At 51.7% G+C, this 503-nt stretch carries 1 protein-coding gene; it reads left to right on the forward strand.

The genetic code is table 11. The annotated features are described in order from the left end of the window. Positions 1 to 286: 286 nt before the first annotated feature. On the forward strand, positions 287 to 503 hold a 217-nt coding region (locus Q2M23_RS43930), incomplete at its 3' end, for a helix-turn-helix domain-containing protein (RefSeq protein WP_316399585.1).

Below are 503 nucleotides of genomic sequence, written 5' to 3' on the forward strand. Positions count from 1 at the left end.
AATCATCTGCACGCGCCACTGAAGGACGCTCGAGATAATTCCACAAGCGCCGACACGAGGAACTTTCGACTCACACCTTCGAGGAGTTTCTTTGTTGTGTATAAATGCTTCGTTTGTGCCCGAGTTGGGCATTTTTTGTGCCAGAGTGCTTACGCTTGCTTTAGCCAAGTAGGCTAATAAAGCTTGTTTCAGTGCTACGAATACTGTCTCGACGATTCATCCGGGACAATATTTAAGCAGCGGTATACAGGTCTCAGCTTTTCAGAAGCCCGCCATGGTCCGACGCGTGAGCATCCAAGACCGGTGGAAGATAACCGGCCTGTCGCAGTCCGGTATTCGCCAAAAAGACATCGCTGCGCAGATTGGGTGTTCGATCCCAACCGTTATCCGGATTGTCCGGGCTTACCGCGAGGAAGGCGAGGACATTGCAATCCTTGCATCGTCTTCCCGGGATCCGTTCAAGACGGCAACTGACCTGAAAAGGGAACTAGGACTCGCTGCAT

This window comes from Bradyrhizobium sp. 33ap4 (assembly GCF_032654765.1).
GTDB lineage: Bacteria > Pseudomonadota > Alphaproteobacteria > Rhizobiales > Xanthobacteraceae > Bradyrhizobium > Bradyrhizobium australafricanum.